Genomic DNA, 14,889 nt, shown 5'->3' with positions numbered 1-14,889 from the left:
TTACGACCAACGGAAGTAGGTCTTGCCATGCCCCTGGACATTCCGAGCGTCACACCGTCGGAAGAGGAACGCCTCGCAGAGCTCGGCATCACCCAGACTCTGGACCGCTCCATGTCGGGGCGCCAGAACTTCGCCGTCTCGTTCACGATCATCAGCATTCTGTCCGGCTGCCTGACCATGTACGGGTTCGGCATGAACACCGGCGGGCCCGCCGTGATCATGTGGGGGTGGGTGCTCGTCGGGCTGATGACCCTCTTCGTGGGCCTGGCCATGGCCGAGGTCTGTTCCTCCTACCCGACCTCCGCCGGCCTCTATTTCTGGGCCCACAAACTCGCCCCGCGCAAGTCCGCTCCGGCCTGGGCCTGGTTCACCGGCTGGTTCAACACCCTCGGCCAGGTCGCCGTCACCGCGGGCATCGACTTCGGCGCCGCATCGTTCCTCAACGCCTACCTGAACCTTCAGTTCGGGTACGCCGCCACCCCCGGCCACACCATCACGCTGTTCGGCCTCATCCTCCTGCTGCACGCCGCCGTGAACACCTTCCGGGTGCGAATCGTGGGCTTCTTCAACACCGTTTCCGTGTGGTGGCATCTGATCGGCGTCGTAGTGATCGTCGGCGCGCTCCTGGCCATCCCCGACGCGCACCAGTCCCCTGGGTTCGTGTTCACCGAGTTCGTCAACAACACCGGCTGGGGCTCCGCCGTCTACGTGGCCCTCATCGGTCTGCTGATGGCGCAGTACACCTTCACCGGCTACGACGCGTCCGCCCACATGACCGAGGAGACGAAGAACGCGTCCATGGAGGGGCCGAAGGGAATCGTCCGGTCCATCCTCGTGTCCTGGGCGGCTGGCTTCGCCCTCCTTTTCGGGCTGACCTTCGCCGTCCAGTCCTACGCAGGCTCCCTTGATTCAGAAACCGGGGTGCCGCCAGCGCAGATCTTCATGGGTGCCCTCGGCGAGAGCACCGGCAAGATGATGCTCCTCATCGTCATCGGCGCCCAGCTGTTCTGCGGCATGGCATCCGTGACCGCGAACTCCCGCATGATCTACGCCTTCTCCCGCGACGGCGCGCTCCCGCTCTCCACCGTGTGGCACAAGCTGCACCCGGGAACCCGCACCCCGACCAACGCCGTCTGGCTCGCTGCCGGGGGCGCGTTCCTCCTCGGCCTGCCCTACCTGTTCAACACCACCGCGTACGCCGCTGTCACCTCCATCGCAACGATCGGCCTCTACATCGCCTACGTCGTCCCCACACTCCTGCGCCTGCGCCAAGGGGAGGACTTCAGGCGGGGTCCCTGGCACCTGGGCCGCTGGTCCAAGCCCGTCGGCGTACTCGCGGTGATCTGGGTCGCGGTCATCACCGTCCTGTTCATGCTGCCCCAAGCCAGCCCGGTGACCATCGAGACGTTCAACTACGCGCCCCTCGCCGTTGGCGTGGTGCTCGCCTTCGCCGGAACGTGGTGGCTCGTCTCCGCACGCAAGTGGTTCCTGAACCCGAACCACCCACGGAACGCCGCTCCGCTCAGCCCCGTACCGCAGAAGGCGTCCCGATGACACACCCAAGCCCAGGGGGCGTACGAGCGGCACGGTGAAGCAGCCAACGCCACCGCCAACCGTTCGACGGCCCGCCGCCTGTCCCTGCTGATCCGATGCTCACTCTGACCGGCCTGGCGGGCCGACCGAACCTCGGTGATCGTTCTGATGGCGCGGCAAGCCGTACCGGCGCTGGAGAGGTTCGCCCTACCGATTGCCCTGACCAGCGCATAAGGCTCCATGACGACTGCATTGTCAGTGGCCCCTGGCATCCTGCACACCCACATCCACAACTCTGCGTACCGAGGATGACACGCAGAGTCCAGGGGTCGCTATCGCGTACAGAAAGGCGCACCGCTGTGAACAAGATGCCCGCTGCTCTCCGTGACCTGCTGGCCACGGTGACCGACGCCTACACCGTCGTCGCCGTGCACTCCCGGCCCGACGACTTGCGCCCCCCGGTGTGGGAGATCGAAGGCCCCGACAGCAAGCGGTGGTTCGCCAAACAGCATGTGGGCGATCGTCTACATCAGCGCGAGGTGAACGCATACCAGCAGTGGACGCGGGCCCTCGGAACGGATCGTGCACCCTTCCTGGCTGCCTCCAACTCGAAGGGGCGGGTCGTTGTGGTCACCGCCATTCCTGGAAGCAGTCTCGACAAGCTCCGCCTGCCGGCCGAGCAGGAGCGCGAGGCGTACCGGCAGGCCGGTCTCCTGCTCGCCCGACAGCACACCGCGGACCCCGGTCAGCCTCCGACGGCAGCAGCGGAAGCGGACTGGGACGAAAAGCTCACGAACCTGCTGGACGGCGCCGCGCGATACGTGACCGCCGACGAGATCGCGATGCTGCACTCCCTCGCCAAGCAAGCCCCTGCCGTCTTGCCGAAGGTCGTGGCGCACGGGGACTACAGGGACCTTCACTAGGCAAGTCAGTTGTCGGAACCGTTCTTGTCGGACCGATGCCCGAGCTGAGGCAAGGCTGCCTCGATATCGCCGCACTCCGTCGTCACAGGGGAATCGGTGTAGACGCGTGCCCACACTTGGTCCGGGCGGAAATGTTGATCAACCGCGCTGGATTTCGGCTCAGATCATCGGCGATCAGGAGAACCGGCTTCGGTAGTCGACGGGCGAGACTTGAAGGACGTGAAGGAATGACTTGCGCATGGTGGTCTCGGTGCCGAATCCGGTCTCGCACGCGATCACCCGAGGGCTCTCCGTACCTTCGATCAGCATGTGGGATGCGACGGCCACCCGAGCACGCTCCACGTACTCCCGTGCAGTCATGCCGACCTCGGTGCGAAAGAGGCGGCTGACATGGCGCTCGGACAGGCTGGCGTGATGGGACAGCGAACGCAGGGACCAGTCTGCGCCGGGATTGGTGAGGACCTGCTGCTGTACCCGGCGTAAAGCGGGGCTCTGTGCCTCGCGAGCCCGCGGCTCGATGAACTGCGCCTGACCGCCCGGCGTTCTCAGATGGGTGAGGAGCAATCGGGCGGTCCGCTGGGCGACACCACGCCCAAGATCCTCCTCCACCAGGGACAGCGCCATGTCGAGGCCGGAAGCGCCTCCTCCCGCAGTCGTGACATGACCGTCCTTCATCACCGTGTCCCGGCAGTCCACGGTGACGTCCGGGAAGCGGCGGGCGAGTTCGTCAGAGAACTCCCAGTGTGTAGCCGCCTTGCGGCCGCTGAGGAGACCCATTTCCGCGATCAGGAAGGCACCTGTGCCCACGGCTGCTATTCGCTGGGCCCGGTCCGCCACGTCTTCCAACGCGCGGAGCACCTCCGGTTCGGACGTCGGGATCCCGTCCACGTCCGGCATGATCAGCGTGTCGGTGCCGATGACGTCCGCGAGGTCACAGTCCGGGATCACTGTCAGACCACTCGCTGTGCGCACTGGTGCGCCGTCGCGTGAGGCCGTCCGCACGTCGTATCGGAAGCCTTCCGAAACTGCCGCATTCACGCAGGAGAAGACATCTGCGGGACCGGAGAATCCAAGGCCCTGAACGCCTTCAATGAGAAAGATCAAGACGGAGTGTCGCTGCGTGTCACCACTTGCGTCGGCCAGGGGGTTCACGGGCCTGTCCTCTCGGGGGGTACCTCGTCTGTTGCGGGATGCTTACCGTGTGACGGGACCGCCCTCCGTGTGACCGAAAACGGTGGGCTTCGGGGCGAGGCCGGTCGGCGGACACCGGCGCCTCATCGTACCCGCGGCACCGTTCTGGTCACGTGCGGGAGCCCGGCGAGCGTCGGCGATCGCGGCGGCGACCGGAGTGCTGTTCTCCGGGCTGCCGATGTCTTCCCGCGCCTTCGGCACGTGTCCCGCTGGAGTGATCATGATCTCAGCCGAGGTGTGCCGATGCGGGCACGCCTGCCCGCGGCGGCGCCCACCAGGAGCATCAGGAGATAGACCACGAGTGCCGCGCATGCCGGGATCAAGATGGTGTCGCCGGACTGCAAGCCGCCCAGCAGCGCTACTCCGAGAGAGGCACCTGATTGTCGCCCCGCGGTCAGCATGCCACTCGCGATCGCGGTGCGATGACTCGGCGCCGTGGCCATGACCAGGGTGATCTGCGGAACGGTGGCCAGACCGAAGCCCAGTCCGACCGCGAAGAGGCCGACGCTCATCCCCACCGGTCCGGAGCTGCCGAACGCCATCAGAAGCACCGCGCCCAAGACCGTGAGGGACAGCGCGATCAGCAACATCCGCAAGGCGCCCAATTGTGCACTGATCCGGCTGGCCAGCAATGGCGTGAACGTGATGGGTAGCGCGGCCGGCAGGAAGCTGATCCCGGTGGCTACGGGGCCGTAGCCACGCACCTGTTGCAGATAGAGACTGATCACGAAGACCAGCCCGTAGTACCCGGCGAACAGCAGCAGGCCGACACCGACGAACCCGCTGAAGCCACGGCTGCGCAGGAGGTCGGCCGGGAGCATGGGATGCGTGTAGGTCCGCTGTCTGACGACGAATGCGGCCAACGCCACGCAGACCACCGCGATCGCTGCCCATACCGGTCCGCCCCAGCCGATCTCGTGGCCCTTCACCAGCGCCAGTGTGGCTCCCCCGAGGAAGACGGCGGCGAGTGCCTGACCGACGAAGTCCTGGGGTTCCGTTCGCACTTGGTCGGCCGGCGGCATGAAGCGCGATGCCATCCACAACGCGCCGATGACGACGGGTACGTTGATGAGGAAGATGCTTCGCCATCCGATCGATGCGACCAGGGATCCGCCCACGGTCGGTCCGAACGCCACCGGGCTTGCGGCGACCGTGGCCCAGACGGCCATGGCCTTGGCGCGTGCCTCCGGATTCGGGTACGCCCTCGTCAGCATCACCAGGGTGGCGGGCATCAGCAAGATCGCACCGATGCCCTGGAGGATGCGCAGGGCGACCAGAGCCGGGCCGTTGGGTGCGACACCGCACAGCAGTGACGCCACCCCGAAGACGCCGACGCCGACCCGGTACATGGGGACTGCGCCGAAGCGCGCGACCGCCGTGGCGCCGGCGAGAACCAGGCTCGCCAGGACGATCACGTAGGAGTCCACGACCACCTGCATCATGGCCAGGTCCGCGTGCAGGCTCGTCTGCATCGTGGGGATGGCCACGTTGACGACGGTGGTGTCCAGGACCACCATTCCGTAGCCGAGGCACGCGGCCGTCAGTACGCGACGGGGTCGAACCGTGTCGTCACGCCCTTCTCCGAGGCCGTCGACGACGACGGTAGGGTTTTCTTCGGACATCGTCTCGTCCCAACTCCTACAGCAGCGCCAGTAGTTTCAGATCGGCCACGTATTTCTCGATCAACTGCTTGGACAGTCGCGGAACACCCTCGTCGCCGCCCACTCCGCATTCCCGGACTGTGGCGTGGAACCGTTCAGCGGGAACGAGTGCTCCCGACAGGGGCCGTGCCGGTGTGTCGTACGCGTGGATCAGCGGCAGGAGCGAGTGCTTCCGCTGCCGCTCGGGCAGTGCCTTCAGCGCGATCTCGAATCGGGTGCGCCAGTCCTGGTAGTCGTCGATGCGGTTGATCCGGCAGCCGAGTTCGATGAGCCAGTCGACGAACTCGTCCAGCGAGATGCCGTCGTCATGGTTGTTGACGGCGTTGTAGGTCGAAAAGCCTTCCCTGACCTGCTCGCCGAGGGAAGTGACGGCGGCTGCCGTGAAGTCGACCGGCAGACCGCTGTAGTGGGCGCGTCGGCGTTCGCCTTCCGCATCCGTCGTGTAGAAGGAACGCGGCGCCACGCCGGTGGCGACGACGCTCAACAGCAGTCGGGTGAAGCGGTCGGGGACGTTCAACTGGCCGGCGAAACGGCTGTGGGCGAGGATCATGTCCGAGCGGAACACCCCGACGGGCAGACCACAGTGATCGTGTGCCTCGCGCAGCAACACCTCGCCCGCCCACTTGCTGGTCGCGTACCCGTTCGCGTAGGTGTCGTTGAGAGGACGCACCGGGCTCGCCGCGCGGATGTCGACGTCTTCACCGATGAACCCGCCGTCCGGCAGCATCGCCACACCCACCGTCGAGATGTAGCTGAACCGCTTGCGGCGCGTGGTGAGCGCCAACCGGATCAGTTCGGCTGTGCCCACGACGTTGGGCTCGAACAACTGGGCATACGGCAGCACGTGGTTGACCAGTGCGGCAGAGTGCACGATCTGGTCGACGGTCCCTGCGAGGCGGTCCCAGTCGGCGTCCCGCAGGCCGAGTCGTGGGACGGAGACATCTCCCGCGAGCACCTCCAAGTGGCGCTCGGCCAGTGTGCGGTAGCGCTCGTCGAGTTCCGCCGACCCGCTGGTGAAGGCGTCGTCGATGCGCTGCCGGGCCGCTGCGTCGTCGCGTCCGCGCGCGAGGCAGATCAGCTTCCCGCCCGTAGAGGCGAACCGCTCGAGCCACTCCAGGCACAGGAAGCGGCCCAGGAAGCCGTTCGCGCCGGTGAGCAGCACGGTTCGGGTCGCGTCGGCGGCACTCGGCAGTGTCGTGGCCCGGTCCAGTGTCCCGGCGTCGATGAATGCGTCGAGTGTCAGGTCGGCGGCGCTCACCTGTGAACTCGCGCTGCCGTGCACCGAGGTGAAGCTCGGGCGCCTCATCTCCGAGCCGCGCACGGTGTCGACGTATGCGGCGATGCCGGTCAGGGTGGCTTGCGGCCCGATGATGGCCTGAATGGGTATGTCGATGCCGAAGACCTGCCCGAGCATGGTCGAGAAGGTGTGTGCGGAGAGCGAGTCCCCACCCAGGTCCGTGAAGCTCTGGTCCGGCTGACATTCCGGTGACCGCAGTCCGAGTGCGACCTGTGCGGTGTCGGTGACGGTGTCGAGTGTGGGCCTGCTGCCGCCGGTGGCGCGGACCTGGGCGAACAGTCCGGTCCGGCGGTCCGCGATCTCCTTGTACTTGTTCTCCAGTCGCTCGCCGTAACGGGCCTTGAGTTCGGGCCGCAGATGCTTGCCCACGCCCGAGAGCAGGCCGTTCTCCACGGAGAACCTGTCGGGTTCGAGGAGGAAGTCGTTCGGAATCTCGTACGGCTTCAGTTCGGCTTCCGCCGCGAGTCGCCGTATGGACTGGCTGACGGCCGCTCGGACCTCGTCGGCGTCGGATGACCCGATTCTCGCGAAGTCCGGGACGACCACCGCGAGCAGGAAGGCCTGCTCACTGCTGCCGTACAGGTAGATCTGCTCGATGTACGGACTGCTCGAATACAGGGCTTCCAGGCGGGAGATCTCGACGAATTCGCCCTGGGAGAGTTTCACGACGTTGTTGATTCGGTCGACGTACACCAGACGATCCGGTGCGACTTCCGCCATGATGTCGCCGGTTCTGTAGTACCCCTCGTCGTCGAATGCCCGGTCGGTGACTTCGGGTTGTCTGTAGTAGCCGCGGACCATTCCGTCGGACTTGAGTCGCAGTTCACCTCGCGGGTGGGGCCTGTCGGTCTGGAAGTACCCCAGTTCGGGCACGTCGACCAGCTTGTAGTCGATGACGGGTGGTCGCCGGACCTGCTGGTTGACGACGACCGGACGACCGGTCTCCGTCGAGCCGTAGCAGTCGGTCACCAGGATTCCGAGGACCGATTCCGTGAATTCGCGCATCTGCCGGGAGAGCGGGGCGCTCCCGCACAGTGCGCTGAGAATGCGACCGCCGAGGAGCCGGTCACGTATCTCCGCGCGCGCCGCGGCACGGGTCGCATCATCTTCCCCTTCTCGTCCCGCGAATCGATCCACCTCTATCTGATAGAGCTGGAAGACCATGTCGCAGATCCGGGGGACCAGGCTCAGTACGGTGGGCCTCGCGAGGGAAATGTCCTCGAACAGCGTGGACAGGTCGCTGCGTCCCACGAAGAAGCCGATGCCGCCCGAGGCGAGCCCGGAGACCAGCCAGGACCGGCCGTTCGCATGGCTCATCGGCATGTAGTGCAGGACGATGGTCGGCAGCGGCGCGTCGCCGCTCGCTCCCGCGTTGGTCATGCCGCCGCTTGAACGCTGCCACATCTGAGTGAGCATTCCTTCGGTGTACATGGCGCCTTTCGGGGTGCCCGTACTGCCGGAGGTGTAGATGAGGCCGGCCAGCCGATCGGGATCGCTGTCCGTGAGGGCCGTCGGGGTGTCTGTCGCCAACTGCCCCTGGCCGCGCTCCAGTTCCTCGGAGAGCGTCACCACCGTGGCACGTCCGCGCAGCTTGTCGACGACTCCCGATAACGTCTCACGCTGGTCGTCGACTCGGCCGTCGTAGTCGAAGACCACGAGCCGTTCGATGGAGTCGCTCCGGAGCACCACGTCCACCGCGATGCCCACTGACTCGACATCGGCCGCCAGGATCCGCGGGCGTGTCTCGTCCACGACCGGCGCGAGGTGCGCGGCGGAGGCACTTCTCGGCAGCGGGACCGACACCGCGCCCAGCATCATGCAGGTGAGGTCGATGGTCGCGTAGTCGATGCCGGTGAACCCCAGGACGGCGACGAAGTCACCTGCTACGAATCCGCCGGACACACCGGTGGTCCATGTCCCCGCCAGCGCGCCGACTCTCGCCCACAGCTCGCCGTAGGTGATCGTGTCGAAGTGCGGGAGGAGTTCCAGGATGGCTCGGCCCGTCGCGCGATCCGTGACGACCTCCCGTGCCCGCTGTGCGAGAGCGGGCCGGTCGTTGTATCCCGTTATGGCGGCGGCGATGGTGCCGGCCAGACTTCCCGCGGCCCTCCGCGTGCCGTCCGCCACCGTCGCCGACGGGATCGCCGCGGCGAACTCCCGGTCGTCCACCCGCAGTGCCGCGATCCGTTCCGCCAGCCACCGCTGCTGCCTCTGCTGCTGCTCGGAGTCGGTCGTCGACTCCGGTTGAGCCATCGGTGCGGTTACTCGACGAACGCCCACGACACCCCACCGCCCTGCGACAAGTTGACCACCGGGGAATGCGCGGTACCTCGCACAAGGAGACCGCTGGCTCCCTCGCCGTAGAGGTACATCCCCAAGACGTAGTGATACGGCACGAGTTCACCGTCCGGGCCGGGCAGCTCCAGGCTTGACGTGTGCAGCCTTCGCTGGCAGTTCCATCCCGAGACGTCGACGCTCAGCAGTGCGCGGAGTTCCTCCGACGAGTACCGGTCGCCGATGAGCACTTCCTTGCCGCCGTAGGTGTAGCTGCGTTTGAAGACCAGCCGGTCCTTGTCCGCCAACGCCGATTCCAGGGTGGCCGAGGACAGGTCGAAGGTGTGCGGCACGTACTGCTGGACGACCTGCCGTTCCTCCTCGCTGAGGATCTTCTGGTACTCGGGGTCGCAGAGCATCGAGAACCACCGACGGTGCATCTTCAGCTCGCCCTCGAACAGATCGGAGAAGGTGGCCCCGCTGTCCCGCAGCGCCACCAGGAACTCTCCCTCGTCAGAGGTGTCCTCGACGGTGACCAGGCGGTGGATGAGTGTCTTCCCGGCCTCGGCCGGGGCCAGCCACTCGGACGGGTAGGTCAGTTCGTCGTGGTAGTGGATCTCGATGTCCGGCGCCATCAGCCGGAGGTAGCGCTGCAACAACCAGTGCGGGCTGAACCCGTAGGCGCGATGCTTGGTCGAGTCGAGTATGACGAAGCGGGTGAAACCGCCGCGCCGGCATTCGGCCATGTAAAGATGCGCCTGCTGCCGGATCGGCGACACCCCGACTACGGACCGGCCCAGCAACTCCGCCAAGGCGTAGGCGCTGTAGTAGCCCTCGGTCGCACCGACCCCGGAGAAGTGGTTGATCTCGCAGAAGTAGTAGCCGGAGTCGGTCGGGATGATGTCGGCCCGCAGCATCCGCAAGCCACGCGAGGCAACGGTGGGCCAGTCCATCTGAGCTGCCATCTTGGGCGGTACGTTGAACAGTGCCCGTAGTTCGTCCGGCGTCCGTGTCGTGCACAGATGCCGCACGAGCTTCTCCTGCGCGTCGACCAGAGTACGCGTCGCACGGACGAGTGTGGCGTGGGTCGCCGGGTCGATACGGAAGTAGTACGGCAGCGACCGGAAGGCGATCCCGAGATCGTCCAGGAGCTGGTCGGCGCCGCGCGCGGCCATCGCATGGTCGGGCGCGGCGCGTTGGGCGGCCAGGAACGCGCGGTTGTACTCGGTGAACATGGGCAGTCCTCGTGGTTGAGACATGATGCGGTCCTCACCTCAGCGCGCGGTCGTATGGGCTTCCTGCTGCGCTCGGATCCGGCAGAACGCGTAACCGGCGGCCAATGGGTGCGACGGCATCAGGATCAGGAAGGCGGCCAGGGCGGTGACCGCGTCGACGTCGGTCGGTGTCGGGAGCCCGACACCGACCAGGCAGGCGCTTTCCTGTCTGCTGCCAGCAGCGACCGACGCACCGCAGGGGCCGCTCGCGTCCAGGCGGTTGCCACGAGCACCTCGTATTCGGACGAGTGGCGGAAGGCCAGACCGGGATGCACCACGTCGGACGAGCCGGGAGCGAAGTCCGTCGACCGCATGTGCCCGGCACCCACTTGAGGCTGACGAGCCCGGTGTCGCCGAGGCAGCGGGTGCTGAGGACGGTGACGGCGCGTCCGGGCAGCGCCCGGCGACCCAGCGGGTGACGGAGCTGGCGCCCACCCTGATCACCAGGCACCGCCGACCGCGACCGAGCCCGGTCAGCCGTCATGCGGTACAGGTGTCGAGATCGCCCCGTTCCTTTCGAGTCGCAGCCGTTCCAGCACTCCTGGTGTGTCTTGTGCAGCGAACCTGAGGGGTAGTCGGTCACCGGTCTTGTCCCGCCGCTCATGCCCCCGTTCCCGTGTTGTCCGGTTCCGGCGGGCGCCGGTGGCGCTGTCCGAGTTCGGCCTCTAGCGCCGCCGCGACACGCAGGACGGTCGCCTCCTCGAAGGCCCGCCCGACGATCTGGAGGCCGATGGGCAGGCCGTTCGCGGCGAACCCGATCGGCAGGGACAGCGCCGGATGACCGGTGACGCTGAACGGGATCGTCTGCATGTCGTTGGCGAGCTTGGGCGGCGGCCAGTCCGCCGGGAAGTCGCTCCACAGCGCGGCGGTGGTCTGTCCGCACACGGTGATCAGTACGTCGTGGCGGTCGAAGACCGTCTCGTCGAGTTGCCGGGTCAGCCGCCGCCGCACCTCGTAGGCGCGCATGAGATCGGAGGCTGCGATCCCGGCTCCCGGCATCACACGCTGGTACGTGTAGCGGCCGAACGATCGCGGGTGGCGTCGCAGGTCGTCCTCAAGATTCGAGAACGCCTCCGCCGCACAGATGACCCGGCCGCACGCGTTGAACACCTCGTAGGGTGGCAGCGTGACCTGCTCGACGCGCGCACCCAGGCTGTCGAGCACGCCGAGCGCCTGCTCCACGCCGGTGACGATCTCGGGCATTGTCATGGGGTCCTCGGCGTACCAGCCCGGTGAACTGGCCACACGTAGTCCGGCGACGCCGCGGTCCAGCGCCGCGGTGTAGTCGGGGACCTCGATGTCGGCAGTGCGCGGATCGGCCGGGTCGGCGCCCGCGATCACGCGCAGCGCCGCCGCCGTGTCGGCAACCGTCCAGGTCAGCGGGCCGAAGTGGTCCATCGTCTGCGAGAGTGTCCATGCGCCGTGCCCGGACACCCGCCCGTAGGTCGGTTTGAGGCCGACCGCGCCGCAGTGGAACGCCGGGCCCCGGGTGGATCCGCTCGTGTCGGATCCCACGGTGACCCGCACCAGGCCCGCAGCGACCGCCGCTCCCGAACCCGACGACGAACCGCTCGGCACATGCTGCTCGCTCCACGGGTTCCGGGCGGGCGGGACGGGCAGGTCGAAGCTCGGACCGCCGATCGCGAACTCGAACGTGGTCAGTTTGCCCAGCCCCACTCCGCCCCCGGCCTGCAGGCGGCGTTCGACCGTGCTGTCGGCGCGCGCCACCCGGTCGGCGCGCAACCGCGAAGCGTTCGTGGTGGGCACACCCGCCACGTCGAAGATGTCCTTCAGCGCATACGGTATTCCGTGCATCGGGCCACGGTCCCTGCCCGCCCGCAGGTCCCGGTCGGCGACCGCGGCACGCCGCAGCGCCGTCTCCTCCGTCACCTGGATGAAGGCGTGCAGAGCCGGGTCGAGCAGGGCGATGCGGTCGAGGGCGTGGCGGGTCAGCTCGACCGAGGTGAGCTCGCCGGAGCGCAGCAGCATGCCTGCCTCCTGGACGGAGAGTTCGTGCAGCGCCGTTCTCCCTCCTGTGCGTTCCTCAGCCACCGGGTGCCCCCCTCTTCCCGCCCGGCCTCTCGTGGCCCGGCGGGTCGCCGGGCCCGGCGTCGGTATCGCGCAGCAGTTCGGCCATGGCCCGCAGCCCCTGATAGCCCCGCAGGACGCCGCCCTTGAGGTCTGCGGGCACGTCGATGCCCAGCCGCGCGGTGAACGCGTCGAATTCCGCCTCGGTCGCAGCCGCGGTCACGTCAGCTGCCATCGCCGCAGGGTTCCCGCGGACCCGCCTCGCGCTGGGCGGCGAGCCAGGACTCGACCTCGTGCGACTCCGTGGGAAGCGCCTGGGTGAGCAGGTGTGCGCCGGTGGCGGTAACCAGAACGTCGTCCTCGATCCGTACGCCGATGCCCCGCAGTTCCTCGGGCACGAGTTCGTCGTGCGGCTGGAAGTACAGGCCGGGTTCCATGGTCAGCACGTAGTTCTCGTTCAGGACGCCGCCGGCATACGCCTCGGGACGGGCGTGTCCGCAGTCGTGCACGTCCAGACCGAGCATGTGGCCGAAGCCGTGCAGCGACCAGCGACGGTACGCGATCGACGACGGGTCCAGTGCTTCTTCGACGCTGCCCTTGAGGAGGCCGAGGCCGCGCAGCCCCTCGGCCAGCACCCGAGTGCAGGTGTCCTGGATCTCCGCGAAGGCGACGCCCGGGGCCATCACCGCGAGCCCCGCGGTCCGTGACGCGTGCACGATGTCGTACACGTCCCGCTGAGCCGGGCTGAACGTCCCGGAAACAGGCAGGACGCGGGTCACGTCGGCGGTGTAGAGGTTGACGTTCTCGATGCCCATGTCCAGGAGCAGGATCTGCCCGGGCTCGATTGAGCCGTCGTTGCGGGACCAGTGCAGGATCGTCGAGCGGGGACCGCCGGCCACGATCGAGCTGTAACCGACGCCGTTGCCCGCGGTGCGCGCGCGCCAGGCGAAGACGCCCTCGATGAACCGCTCGGAAGTCGGGGCGTCCGGCCGCAGCCGCCGGGCGACGTCCTCGAATCCGCGGATCGTGGCGTCGACCGCGTCCTGCAACTGGGCGATCTCCCACTCGTCCTTCTCCAGCCGCAGCTCGGAGATCACGCTCGCCAGCAGCGCGTCCCGCTCGACGTTGTCGGCGGTGACGGGCAGTGCGCCGGGCCGGAGCCCGCCGTCGAGACCGGCGTGGTAGCCGCGCAGGACACGAAGCCGGGGTGAGGCCGCCACCGCGTCCAGCACCGAGAGCAGTTCACCGAGGGGGCGTGTGTCGATCTCCAGGATGGTGGACTTCTCCTGGGGTGAGAACCGTCGGCCGTGCCAGATTTCGCCGTCCATCCGGTCGAGGTACTGGGCACCGGACGCGACGTCGGAGCGCGGCTGGGTGTAGAGGACGGCGTCGTGACCGGTGGCCGTCGGGTGCAGCACGAGGACCGAGTCGGGTTCCTGATCGCCGGTCAGCCACAGGAAGTCGCTGCCGGCCCGAAAGTCGTACGGTGCGCCGAAGGTGCGCGAGTGGATGTTGCCCGTGGGGATGACCAGGGTGTCCCCCGGAAAGGCCGCCGAGAGCAGGGCCCGGCGCCGGGCGAGGTGCTTGACCTGGGGAACCGGGGTGAGGTCGGGCTCCTTCGTACGCCAGCCAGTCGCCATGAGGTCCAGGAACCGCTGGGGGATGGCCCTGTCGTGGCTGCCCGAGAGCTCTTCCCGTCCGATGTTGGCCAATGTGCTTCCTTTCCTACCGGGGTGGTCGTCTTCTTCGGTCAGGTGGACTTCGGTCACGACGCGAGGGCCGCCGCGGTCCGGATGCCCGCGCCCTCGCCGTGGCTGATCAGGTGGGCGCAGGTGATCAGGTCGAGATAGGCGCAACCGGTGGAGGCGAAGACCGTCCGTCGGCGCGCGAACTCGGCCGCTTCGGGCCCCAGCAGGGCGCCGAGTTCGAGTGCCTGGGCGTGGCTCTCGCCTGCCTCGGCGACCGCCGTGCCGAGCTCCTCGACGATCACCACGCTGCCGCGGAGCAGGTCGGCGGCCAGCTCACGTGACCGGGTGGTGTGCGCCCCCATGCAGTTGACGTGCGCGTGAGCCGGCAACTGCGCCGAGATCGGCAGCGGATCGGGCGACGTGGTCGCGGTCGACAGGATGTCCACGTCCCGGCTCGCGTGCTCAGCGGAGTCGCATACGACGACGTTCACCGGTCTGCCCTCGGCACCGGCCTGCGCGGCGATGTCGCGGGCGAAGGCCGCCGTGCGGCTCGCGGTGCGGGACCAGACGCGGACCTCCGTGAGATCACGCACCGCCGATACCCCGAGGAACTGCTGCCGGGCCTGGACACCCGCCCCGATGATCCCCAGGACGCGGCTGTCCGGCGCGGCGCACCGGTCGGTGACCAGCGCAGTCACGGCCGCGCACTTGAGGTTGGTGACGGCGGCGCCGTCCAGTGCGCCGAGGTAGCGGCCGGTGGAGACCGAGAACATCGGCACGACCGAGGTGACGGTCGCACCGCGGCCCCGTGCAGGCGATGCCACGATCGCCGCGACCTTGTTGACGTAGAGGTCGTGGTCGGGGGAGACGGCGGGCATGGAGATGAACTTCGCGCCCGCCGCGTCCTCGACGGTCTCGCGGGGCGGGACCGACATCCGTCCGACGGCGCCGCTGCGCAGACCCTCGCGCATTGCCTCCGCCAGCGACCGGACCGACGCCACGGACGAGATGCGTGGATCT

At 67.9% G+C, this 14,889-nt stretch carries 10 protein-coding genes; 2 read left to right on the top strand and 8 right to left on the bottom strand.

What is annotated here, in order from left to right:
* Positions 1 to 27: 27 nt before the first annotated feature.
* A complete protein-coding gene (locus ACH5AF_RS16655; protein ID WP_398902388.1) occupies positions 28 to 1,554 on the top strand; it encodes an amino acid permease in 1,527 nt (508 codons plus the stop codon).
* A 347-nt stretch (positions 1,555 to 1,901) separates the two neighbouring features.
* Positions 1,902 to 2,456, top strand: coding sequence for a phosphotransferase (locus ACH5AF_RS16650; RefSeq protein WP_398902538.1), 555 nt, complete (start codon positions 1,902 to 1,904; stop codon positions 2,454 to 2,456).
* Between the two features lie 174 nt (positions 2,457 to 2,630).
* On the opposite strand, the gene ACH5AF_RS16645 is transcribed toward ACH5AF_RS16650, so the two are convergent.
* The 8 genes from ACH5AF_RS16645 to ACH5AF_RS16610 form a co-directional block, all read right to left on the bottom strand.
* A complete protein-coding gene (locus tag ACH5AF_RS16645; RefSeq protein ID WP_398902387.1) occupies positions 2,631 to 3,608 on the bottom strand; it encodes a GlxA family transcriptional regulator in 978 nt (325 codons plus the stop codon).
* 257 nt (positions 3,609 to 3,865) lie between these two features.
* On the bottom strand, positions 3,866 to 5,269 hold the full coding sequence (locus tag ACH5AF_RS16640; protein ID WP_398902386.1) for an MFS transporter: 1,404 nt from the start codon (positions 5,267 to 5,269) through the stop codon (positions 3,866 to 3,868).
* Between the two features lie 16 nt (positions 5,270 to 5,285).
* Positions 5,286 to 8,858, bottom strand: a complete 3,573-nt coding sequence (gene car / locus ACH5AF_RS16635) for a carboxylic acid reductase (protein WP_398902385.1) — start codon at positions 8,856 to 8,858, stop codon at positions 5,286 to 5,288.
* A gap of 8 nt (positions 8,859 to 8,866) precedes the next feature.
* Positions 8,867 to 10,138, bottom strand: coding sequence for a hypothetical protein (locus tag ACH5AF_RS16630; RefSeq protein ID WP_398902384.1), 1,272 nt, complete (start codon positions 10,136 to 10,138; stop codon positions 8,867 to 8,869).
* A gap of 615 nt (positions 10,139 to 10,753) precedes the next feature.
* Positions 10,754 to 12,205, bottom strand: a complete 1,452-nt coding sequence (locus ACH5AF_RS16625) for an amidase (protein ID WP_398902383.1) — start codon at positions 12,203 to 12,205, stop codon at positions 10,754 to 10,756.
* The gene (locus ACH5AF_RS16620) at positions 12,198 to 12,416 is read right to left on the bottom strand and encodes a hypothetical protein (RefSeq protein ID WP_398902382.1); all 219 of its coding nucleotides are present in this window, start codon (positions 12,414 to 12,416) and stop codon (positions 12,198 to 12,200) included. Before ACH5AF_RS16620 ends, ACH5AF_RS16625 begins: the two co-directional genes overlap by 8 nt.
* The gene (locus ACH5AF_RS16615; protein WP_398902381.1) at positions 12,406 to 13,893 is read right to left on the bottom strand and encodes an aminopeptidase P family protein; all 1,488 of its coding nucleotides are present in this window, start codon (positions 13,891 to 13,893) and stop codon (positions 12,406 to 12,408) included. Before ACH5AF_RS16615 ends, ACH5AF_RS16620 begins: the two co-directional genes overlap by 11 nt.
* A 53-nt stretch (positions 13,894 to 13,946) precedes the next feature.
* Entirely contained in the window at positions 13,947 to 14,870 is a 924-nt protein-coding gene (locus ACH5AF_RS16610) for an ornithine cyclodeaminase family protein (RefSeq protein ID WP_398902380.1), read from the bottom strand.
* Between the last annotated feature and the right edge of the window lie 19 nt (positions 14,871 to 14,889).

Origin of the sequence: Streptomyces sp. NPDC018833 (assembly GCF_044390825.1) — a bacterium.
Classification (GTDB): domain Bacteria; phylum Actinomycetota; class Actinomycetes; order Streptomycetales; family Streptomycetaceae; genus Streptomyces.
This window is presented reverse-complemented; position numbering and strand designations above follow the sequence as displayed.